We start from the raw sequence: 10865 nt of genomic DNA on the forward strand, positions 1-10865 counted from the left end.
CCCACGGGGCCTGGGCCGGGCCGGCGGGCCAGTCGACGGCGGCTCCCGACAGCCACGCCTCGGCGAGCGCCTCGGGCGGCGTGCCGGCGGCGCTCACCCGGTGGCCGTCCCCGTGGTCCGCCGGTCCGTCCGCCGGACGGACCGGCGCGCTGTCGCCCGGGTGCCCGCGAGCGGCGGTGCCGGTGCCGGTGCCGGTGCCGTCCAGCGTGCGCAGCCAGGCCGCGGCCGCCTCGGCGTCGGGGCAGACGGCCGCCGCGCGGTGCGCCAGGGCCGGGCGTCCCGCCTGCAGATGGCGCAGCACCCGCGTATACGTCTCCGGACGCGCCGTCAGGTGGCCGGCGACCCGGCGCGCTTCGGCGCGCAGTGCGGTCGCGCTGTGGGCCGACAGCACCAGCAGTCCGGGGACGCACGCGCCGTCGCGCGGCGCGGCTCCCTCCCGCTCCGCCGCCTCCGCCGGGTGCTCCAGGATCAGATGGGCGTTGGTGCCGCCGATGCCGAAGCTGCTCACGGCGGCGACGCGCGGATGCGACGGCGGCCAGGCCAGCGCCCGGTCCGGGACGTGGAAGGGGACCGGGTCGTCGCCGATCTCCGGGCTGAACCGGCGGAAGCCGACGGTGGGCGGGATGAGGCCGTGGTGGACGGCCAGGGTGGCGCGCACCAGCCCGACGACGCCCGCTGCGGCGCCCAGGTGCCCGATCTGGCTCTTGACGGAGGACAGCGCACACGTCGCCCGGTCCGTGCTCCCGGACCGGCCGTACGCCTGGCGCAGCGCGCCCACCTCCACGGGGTCGCCCAGGCGGGTGCCGGTGCCGTGCGCCTCGACGTAGCCGACCGCGGCGGCGTCCCGGCCCGCCCGCCGCAGGGCCGTACGGATCACCTCGCGCTGCCCGGGGAGCGAGGGCGCGCTGTAGCCGGCCTTCGCCGAGCCGTCGTTGTTGAGGGCCGAGCCCGTGACGACCGCGTACACCGCGTCGCCGTCGCGGCGGGCCAGCGCGAGCGGCTTGAGCACCACGACGCCGACGCCGCTGGCGCCGACCGTGCCGCCCGCGTCGTCGCTGAACGGGCGGCAGCGGCCGTCCGCGGAGAGGATGTGCTGCGGGCGGTACACATAGCCGTCCGTCAGCCGCGGGTCGACCAGCACCCCGCCCGCCAGCATCACCTCGGCGTCGCCCTGGCGCAGCATTCCCGCCGCGACATGGACGGCGGCCAGCGAGCTGGAGCAGGCCGACTGGGTGGTGAGGGCTGGGCCGGTCAGTCCCAGGTGGTAGGCGGCCTTGGTGGCCAGGAAGTCCTTCTCGTGGTGGAGCGCCAGCCGGAAGCCGTCGGGCAGTTCGGCGGGGTCGGCCTCGCGCAGCATCGTCTGGAAGTACGTGTTCTCACCGCATCCCGCGACCAGCCCGACGCGCCCGGCGCCGGGATCGCGGATCCCGGCGTGGGCCAGTGCCTCGACGCAGCCCATCAGCAGATGCCGCTGCTGCGGGTCCATCAGGCGGGCGTCCTGGCGGCTGAGGCCGAACCGGTCCGGGTCGAACGCGAGCGGCCCGTCGAGCTGACTGCGGGCGCCGACGAGCCCCTCGGCGGCGGGGAAGTGCGTGATACCGGTGCCGCCCGTCTCCACCAGGCGCCAGAAGGCGGCCAGGTCGGCGGCGCCGGGCAGTCGCACCGCCATGCCGACGATCGCGAGGGGGTCCGGGTGCTCCCGCCCGCCGGACGCACCGGACGGGGCGGCCTCGGCGACCTCCGCCGCGGGGCCCGCCGGGGGATCCCCGTCCGGTGTCTGCAGGGCGCGGCCCAGCCGGCGCACCGTGACGTGCTCGAAGAGGTCGGCCGGGGTGAACGAGAGGTCCGGTTCGGCGGCGCACCGCAGATGGAACCGCATCAGGTCCAGGCTGGTGGCCCCGGCGTCGAAGAACCGCTGCTCCGGTTCGATGGGCTTGCCGGTCACGGCGGTGAACAGCTCGCACAGCCGCGCCTCGCGCGCCGAGCGGGCCCGCGCGCCTGTGCCGCCGCCGGGCGGCGCCGGACCGGGCCGGGGCGCGGAGTCACCCCGGGACGCCGGGCCGGCCGGGGGCAGCACCCGGCCGGGGACGCCGGCGGCGGCCCGGCGGTCGAGCTTGCCGCTCGGGGTGCGGGGCAGCGCGTCCACGGTGCGGAACTCGCGGATCCGTACGTGGCCGGGCAGCAGCCCGGCGAGGTGCGCGGTCAGCTCGGCGGCGCTCGGGTCCGCTTCGCCCCGGCGGCGCAGCACGGCCACCAGCGTGCCGTCCTCGGGTACGACGGCGGCGCCCGCGACCCGCGGGTGCTGGAGCAGCGCCGCCTCCACCTCCCCCGGCTCCACCCGGTGGCCGCTGAGCTTGATCTGGTCGTCGTCGCGCCCGGCGTAGTGGAACAGCCCGTCGCCGTCGACGCGGACGAGGTCGCCGCTGCGGTAGAACATGCCGTCGCCGTCCGGCAGCTCGGTGAACCGCTCGCGGTTCAGCTCCGGGTCGCCGGGATAGCAGGGCGCCGCCATCGGACCGCCGATCAGGAGGTGCCCGGTGGCGCCCGGCGGAACGGGCCGCCCGCCGTCGTCCACCACGCGCAGGTCCGCGTTCGCCACCGGCCGCCCGATGGCGGGGCGTGCGGGCCAGTCGGCGGGGTCGCCGTCCAGCCGCAGCCCGCTGACGACGTGCGTCTCCGTGGGGCCGTAGTGGTTGAACAGCCGGGCGCCCGGCAGCCCGGCGAACCAGCGGCGGATCGCGTCGGTGCACACCAGTTGCTCCCCCGCCGTGACCACGTCGCGCAGCCGGGAGGGGAAGCGGCCCAGCCGGACGCCGTACTCGGCGAGCAACTGCAGCGCCACATACGGCAGGAAGATCCGCTCGGCCCCCGCGGACTCCAACTGGTCGAGCAGCGCGGGCATGTCCTGGCGCCACGCGGGGTCGACGAGGTGCAGCCGCCCGCCCGAGCACAGCGTGGTGAAGATCTCCTGGAACGACACGTCGAAGGAGAGCGCGGAGAACTGCTGGGTGACTGCGGCGCCGCCGAGCCCGCCGTGCTCGCCCTGCCAGTGCAGCAGGTTGCACAGCGTACGGTCCGGAACGTCGACGCCCTTGGGCGTGCCGGTGGAGCCGGAGGTGAACAGGGTGTAGAGCGGGCGCCGCACGGCGCCGTCCGGCTCGCACCCGTCCGCCCCGGACCCCTCCGGCCCGGCTCCGTCCGGAACGGCCCCCGGCCGCTCGCTCAGATCGACGGTGAGCCGCGGCGGTCCCCCCGGCGCGAGCGCTTCGAGGTCCGGCCCGCCGCCCGGCGCCACCAGCACCCGGCACGGTGCGGCCCGGCTCAGGATCCGCCGCAGCAGCGCGGGCGGATAGGACGGGTCGAGCGGGACGACGGTGAGGCCCCGCCGCGCCGCGGCCAGCAGCGCGACCACATGCTCGGCCGAGGGCGGCAGATGCAGCGCCACCCGCGCCGCCGCCGCGTCCCCGGGCCCGTCCGGTACCGGCAGCCGGGCGGCCAGCGCCGCGGCGTGCGCGTCGAGTTCGGCGTAGGTCAGGGTGCGGTCGCCCGAGGTCACGGCGGGGGCCCGCGGGGTGCGCAGGACCTGGCGCGCGAAGCCCTCGGCGACCGAGGTGAAGCCGGGCGCCGACACCGGGCCCCGGCCCGGTGCGGGCAGGCCGTGCCGGTAGGGCGCCACCAGGGAGCCGAGCGTGCCCGGGGCGTCGCCGGTGAGGAGGTCGACGCCCCGCTGGAACAGGTCGGCGGCGGCAGCGACGCGCTCGGCGTCGACACGCCCCTCGGCGTACTCCCACAGGCAGTCGAGTCCCGTGTCGCGCTCGACCACGGTGAGCGCGAGCGCGCACTTGGCCTCCGCGGGCTCCGGCCACAGGGGGTGCGCCCGGCAGCCGGGCACGGCGAGCGCCCCGACATCGGTGTTCTCCAGGACGAACAGGAAGTCGAAGGGCGCGCCCTCGTCGTGGAACCGGTGGTCGGTCAGCACGTCGGCGAGCGTCACATCCTGCCGGTCGAGTACCTGCCGTGCGGCGGCGGCCTGCCGGAGGAGCTGGGTGCGCAGCTCCTCGTCCGGCGCCAGGTCCATGGGCAGCAGCACCGTGTTGGCGAACATGCCGACGGCCGAAGCGAACTCGGCCACCGGCCGCCCGGCGACCGGCGCGGCGACGAGCGGCCGGGTCTGCCCGGTGATCCCGTACAGGCTCCAGGCGTACACGGCCAGCAGCAGCTGGAAGCGGGTCAGCCCCAGTCCGGCGCCCAGCCGGTCCAGGCGCGAGCGCCGGCCGGCGTCCAGCGCCCTGTGCAGCAGCCGTCCCCGCATGCCGCCCGGCCCCTCGGGCGCGCGGGGGGAGGGCGCGGCGGGCCGGTCCAGCGCCGCGTAGTGGCGCCGCAGCGCGGCGCGCTGGTCGTGGTAGCCGGGGCTGCGGTGCCACTCCCGCTGCCACAGCGCCCCTTCGAGGGGGGTGACGCGGGGCGCGTCGTCCCCCGGCGGGCCGCTCGGCTCCTCCCCGGCGGCGCGGGCGCCGTCCGCCGACAGCTCGTGGAACAGCACGTTGAGCGACCAGCCGTCGACCGCGATGTGGTGCAGGTGCAGCAGGAGGACCGGGCGCTCTTCGTCGTGGTCGAGCAGCCCGGCCCGCAGCATCCGGGGCACGCCGAGGTCGAAAGCGGGCGCGAAGAACCGGTCGGCGCCCTCCCGCCAGCCCTCGCCGCCGCGCGTCGCCCCGGCGCCCGCTGCGGGAGCGGGCACCCAGGGGTCGTACGGGTCGCCGACCTCCTGGAGCAGCCCCTCGGCGGTGGCGCGGAACGCGGTGCGCAGCGCCGGGTGCCGGGCCACCAGCGCGCGCAGCGCGGTGCGCAGCGCGGCCGTGTCGGGCGAGCCCTCCAGCCGGAAGGCGAGCCGCACGTCGTAGGCCCGGCTGTGCGGGGCACGCTGGTGCAGCAGCCACAGCCGCTGCTGCTCGGATGTGGCCGGTGCGCCGCGCAGCCCGGCGGGCTCCGGCACGGGCGGATGGGGCGCCGCCCCGGCCCCGGGGGCCTCGGAGCCGGGCGGGCCGGAACCGGACGGGCGGGAACCGGACGGGCCGGCGCTGGACGGCTCGGCACGGGACGGTCCGGCGCGCGCGGCGGCGGTGTCGGCCAGGGTGCCGAAGTCGGCCTCCAGCACCAGCGCCTGGGGCAGATCGACGTTCCAGTGGCGGCGGATCGCGTAGCGCAGCCGCAGAGCCGTGAGCGAGTCGCCGCCGCTGGCCACCCACCGGTCGCCGGGCCGCGGATCGGTGACGCCCAGCAGTTGCTCCACCAGCTCCAGCAATCGCCGCCGGGGCTCGGTGAGTTCGCCGTCGGCGGTGCGCGGGCTGCGCCAGGGCTCGGCGGCGGACGCCAGCAGCGCGGCCTCGTCGGTCTTGCCCTGCGCCGTCAGCGGCAGCCTCTCGACCAGATGGGTGCGGTGCGGGCGCATATACGGCGGCAGGGTCGCCGCCAGATGTTCGCGGTACGCGTCGAAGGACGGCCCAGGACCGGGGTGCGGGACCAGATAGGCCAGCAGCTCGTGCGCGCCGTCGGGGTCGCGGCGGGTGCACACGTGGGCCTGCCGTACGGCGGGGAACGCGGCCAGTTGGCGCTCCACCTCGGCCGGCTCGATGCGGAAGCCGCGCACCTTGACCTGCCGGTCCACCCGGCCGGCGAAGACGAGCGCGCCGGACGGGTCGCGGCGGGCGAGGTCGCCCGTCCGGTACCAGCGCTCGCGGCCGCCGTCGTGCCAGGGCAGCCGGACGAAGCGGCGGGCCGTCTCCTCGGGCCGGTTGCGGTAGCCGGCGGCGACCCCGGCCCCCGACAGGTACACCTCGCCGGTCTCGCCCTCCCCGGCGGCGCGCGCGCCGTCGGCGACCAGCAGGACCCCGGTTCCCGGCAGCGGCCGTCCGACGGGGACGGCGTCCTCGGCAGCGCCGTCGAAGTCCCTCGGTATGGGGTGCCACAGCGCGAACGTCGTGCACTCGGTGGGCCCGTAGATGTTGGCCAGCTCGGCCCGGCTCGCGGGGTTGTCCCGGTACCACCGGCCCATCCGGACGGCGTTGAGCTGCTCGCCGCCGACGAGGACCCGCCGGGCGGCGGCGAAGCAGTCCGGCACCTCGTCGACCACCGCGTTGAAGAGCGCGGTGGTCACGAACACGATGTCGACGCGGAACGCGCGCAGCGCTTCCGCCAGCGAACCGGGGCTCTGGACCTGCGCGTCGCCGAGGACGACACAGGTACCGCCGGTCAGCAGCGGCACCCACACCTCGAAACTGAGCGCGTCGAAGGCGGGGTTGGCCGCGCACGCGTACCGCTCGCCCTCGGCGGGCGAGAGCCATCCGGGCCGGGCCAGCCGCAGCACGCCCGCGTCCCGGACCTCGACGCCCTTGGGGCGCCCGGTGGTGCCGGAGGTGTAGAAGAGGAACGACACGGCGGCGTCTCCGCCCGGCTCCACGTCCGCGAGCGGCCCGTCCGCGGTGCTGAGCAGGGCGGCGGCGCTCAGCCCGCGCACCGCGCCCGGACCGCCCTGCCCGTCTCCCTGCCCGTCTCCCCGCCCCTCGACCTGTCCCTCCGGGCCGTCGTGGACGAGGGCCTCGGCGCCCGAGTCGGAGAGGATGTGGCGGCGGCGCTCGGCCGGGCTCTGCGCGTCGAGCGGGACGGCCGTGGCGGCGGCGCGGCGGATGCCGAGCAGCACGCACACCAGTTGCCAGGAGCGCGGCAGGCAGACCGCCACCGTGTGCCCCGCGCCCACCCCGCTCTCCCGCAGCCCGCGGGCGACGGCGCGGCTGCGCCGCTCCAGCTCCGCGTAGTCGAGGACGCGCTCGCCGTCCACCACGGCGGGCGCGGCCGGAGTGCGGCGCGCCTGGGCGAGGACGCCACCGGCCAGCGTGCCGCCAGCCCCGGATCCGGTCCCGGCCCCGTACTCGTCCCCGGTCCCGTCCCCGGCTCCGGGAGCGGAGCCGGGACGGTGGGCTCTCACGCCTGCCCGCTGTGTGCCGGGGCGAGGGCGGCGAGTTCGCCCTCGACGATCCGGGCCACGTGCGGCACCTCGGCGCGCTCCAGCACCTCCCAGTGGTCGCAGTCCAGCGACTCGACGCGGAAGCCGCCCTCGGCGCGGCCCCGCCAGAAGTCGCGCACGTCGGCCAGGAAGCCCGGTTCGGCGTCCCCGCCGGTGGCCTGGAGCAGGACCTGCCGGACCGGCGAGGGCCGCGGGACGTGCGCGCGGGCCGTCATCCGGTTGTGGTTGTAGAGCCGGAAGTACTGGTCGATCTGCGCGTCGTCGATGCCCGGGTACATGCCGTTGAACCGCACGAGCTTGTCGCGGAACTCCGTCAGCCCCACCGGGGTGACGGTGGCCCGCACCGCGGGGTCGTCCGTGGCATAGGTGTCCAGGAGCACCACGCTCACATCGCGCCGCCCGGCGGCCGCGAGCAGGCGGCCCATCTCGTGGGCGACGAGGCCGCCGTACGACAGGCCGCTGAGCACCAGCGGCCCGGTGCCGAGCGGTTCGGCGAGCCGCAGGTAGTGCTCCGCCATCGCCTCGACCGAGGGCAGGAACTCCTCGCCGGGGTTCACCCCGGGCGACTGGACGCCGTACAGGCCGACGCTTTCCGGCAGCGCCCTGGCCAGGGACAGATAGCAGAACGCGGTGCCGCCCGCCGGGTGGACGCAGATGACCCGGCCCGGTCCCGTTCCGGGCCGGAGCGCGAGCAGCGGGCCGGACGGCGGGCCCGAACCGCCCCGCCGCACCAGGGCCGCCAGGTCCTCGATGGTCGGATGGAGCACGATGTCGTGGACGGGGACGGTGACGCCGAACCGCTCCCGTACCGCGTGCGTCAGCTTGATGGCCGAGAGGCTGGTGCCGCCGATGTCGAAGAAGCGGTCGCGCACGCCGATCTCGGGGTGCAGCAGGATGCCGCGCCAGATCTCGTACAGGGCCAGTTCCACATGGTCGCGCGGGCTGGCCACGTTGACCTGGGCCGGGGCGGCTTCGGCGCAGTGCCGCAGCAGCGCCTCCCGGTCGAGCTTGCCGTTGCGGTTCAGCGGGAGCGCGTGCAGGTCCGCGACGCGGGTGGGGACCATGTAGTCCGGCAGCCGGTCGGCCAGGGCCGCGCGCCACGCGTGCGGCGGGCGCGCCGGGGCCTCGCCGCGGCCGACGCCCGCGACCAGGCAGGGCCCCCCGGCGGCGTCCCGGTCGGCCAGTACGGCGGCCTCGCGCACCCCGGGCAGGGCCAGCAGCGCCGCCTCGACCTCGGCCGGTTCGATGCGGAAGCCCCGCACCTTCACCTGGTCGTCGGCGCGCCCCGCCAGCATCGTGGTGCCGTCCGGCAGCCGCCGGGCCAGGTCGCCGGTGCGGTAGACGCGCGCGCCCGGGACGAAGGGGTCGGCCACGTACCGCTCGGCCGTCAGCCCCGGCCGGTGCAGATAGCCCGCGGCGAGGCACGCGCCGCCGAGGTACAGCTCGCCCGCGACCCCGGTCGGCACCGGCCGCATCCGCTCGTCCAGCAGATACACCCGGGCGCCCGGCACCGGGCTCCCGATGGGGCAGGGCCCCTCCAGCGGGCGCGGGTCGTGGTGGGCGGTGGCGTACAGCGTGGTCTCGGTGGGGCCGTAGCCGAAGCAGATGCGCAGCTCCGGGAGCTGCTGCCGCATCCGGTGCAGCGCGGCCTCCGGCAGGGACTCCACCCCGGTCAGCAGCCGCCGCAGCCGGAGCCCCGCCAGCCGCCCCGCGGGGTCCTCGTCGATCCACCGGATGTACGCCGGGGGCAGGAACGCCTGCGCGATCCGGTGGTCGCGCAGCCACGCCAGCAGCGCCTCGGGGTCGCCCCGTATCTCCTCGGGGACCAGGTGCAGTTCCCCGCCGGTGGTCAGCGGCAGCAGCAGCTCGTACACCGACGGGTCGAACCCGATGTTCGACCAGGCGGACGCGGTCTCGCCCGGCGTTCCGCCCATCCGGTCCAGCCAGCCGTCGAACACGTTCAGAACGCTGCCCTGGGCCACGGCGACGCCCTTGGGCCGCCCGGTGGAGCCGGAGGTGTAGATCACATAGGCCGGGCGGGAGTCGTCGTGCGGCAGCCGGGGCGGCTGAGTGCCGTCGTCCGCGGCCTCCGCCTCGACGCCCGCCAGATCGCACCACCCGGCGTCCCGCTCGGTGCGGTCGCTGAGGACCAGCTCCGGTGCCGCGTCCTCCACCATCGCGGCGAGCCGGCGCGCTGGCTGCCCGGGGTCCAGCGGCAGATACGCGGCCCCCGCGCCCAGGATGCCGAACACGCCGACCAGCAGCTCCGGAGTGCGCCCCGCGTGCAGGCCGACGATGCTGCCGGGGCCCGCGCCCCGGGCGGCCAGGGCCCGTGCGAGCCGGGCTGCGCGGCGGCCCAGCGTCGCGTAGTCCAGCCGCTCGTCCCCGCACACCAGCGCGGTCCGGGCGCCATGGGCCCGCACCTGCGCCGCGAACCGCTCCGCCAGTCCGCCCGGATGGGAGCGCGGCGGCGGGCTTCCGGTGGCGTCGCCTGCGGCCAGCAGCCGCCGCCGCTCCCCGGCGTCCATCAGCTCCAGGTCGCCGATCGCCGCGTCCGGCCGCTCGGCCATCCCGGCCAGCAGCCGGAGCAGTTGGTCGACGTACCGCTGCGCGGTCTCCCGGTCGTACAGCGCGGTGGCGTATTCGAGGTGCCCGACGACGCGCCCGTCCGACTCGGCCAGCGACAGCGCCAGATCGAGCTTGGCCCCGGCGTACGGGATGGCCAGCGGCTCCACCGCGACCCCGGGCAGCTCCAGCAGCCCCTCCCGCCCCGGGACCCAGGAGCACGCGGTCTGGAACAGCGGCGTGTGGGCCGCGCTGCGCGGCGGGTTGACGAGCTCCACGATCTGTTCGAGCGGCAGGTCCTGGTGGTCCAGGGCCGCACGGACGACGCCGCGCGTCCGGGTCAGCGCCTCGGCGGCGCTCGGCGCGCCGGACAGGTCGACCCGCAGCGGGAGCGAGTTGACGAAGAAGCCGACGAGGCCCGCGACGTCCCCGTGCCGCCGCCCCGCCACCGGTGTGCCGATGACGGGGTCGGCGCGCCCGCCGAGCCGGGACAGCAGCGCGGCCCAGCCCGTCAGGACGGCCACGAACAGCGTGCAGCGCCGGCGGCGCGCGAGCGATCGCAGCGCCGCCGTGACGTCCCGGTCGACGCTGAACTCGATCCGGTCGCCCCGGTGGTCCTGCTCGGCGGGGCGCGGGCGGTCGGCCGGCAGGTCGGACAGCGGCGGCGCGCCGCGCAGCGCCTCCTGCCAGTACGCGGCCTGCTCGGCCAGTCCGCCCGCGCGCACCCGGGACCGCTGGGCCTCGGCGTGCTCGGCGTACTGGAGGGGGAGGGGCGGCAGCGCGCCGGGCTCCCCGCGCACCAGCGCGGAGTACGCCAGGCCCAGCTCCCGCAGCAGCACGGTCATCGACTGGCCGTCGAAGACGGCGTGGTGGATCGTCAGCAGCAGCACATGGCGGTCGGCCGCCAGCCGGACCAGGCAGGCCCGGCCGAGCGGCCCGCGCGCCAGGTCGAACGGCGCGGAGGCGTGCTCCCGGTGCAGCGTGCCGAGCCGGTCCTCGGCGTCCGGCAGCCCTGCGAGGTCGCGGGTCGCCAGCGTGAAGCCGCTGCCGGGCGGGTCGACCAGCTGACGGACCTCGCCGTCGACGGCCACGAGCCGGGTTCGCAGGGGCTCGTGGCGCTCGACCAGGGTGTCCAGGGCGCGGCGCAGCGCGTCCGGCTCCAGCGGCCCGCGCAGCGTGAAGGCCATGGGCTCGTTGTACGCGGCGTTCGCGCCGGGAAGCTGGGAGAGGAACCACAGCCGCTGCTGGGCGAAGGAGGCGGGATGGGAGACGGGGG

2 protein-coding genes are annotated in these 10865 nt (G+C 77.1%); both read right to left on the bottom strand.

Going from position 1 to position 10865, the window contains the following annotated elements:
• Positions 1–6985, bottom strand: a 6985-nt coding sequence (locus G5C65_RS21765; protein ID WP_165300585.1) for a non-ribosomal peptide synthetase, incomplete at its 3' end; no start/stop codon positions are given.
• On the bottom strand, positions 6982–10865 hold a 3884-nt coding region (locus tag G5C65_RS21770; protein WP_165300586.1), incomplete at its 5' end, for a non-ribosomal peptide synthetase. The genes G5C65_RS21770 and G5C65_RS21765, both read right to left, overlap by 4 nt.

It is taken from the genome of Streptomyces boncukensis (genome assembly GCF_011045075.1).
Taxonomy (GTDB): Bacteria; Actinomycetota; Actinomycetes; order Streptomycetales; family Streptomycetaceae; genus Streptomyces; species Streptomyces boncukensis.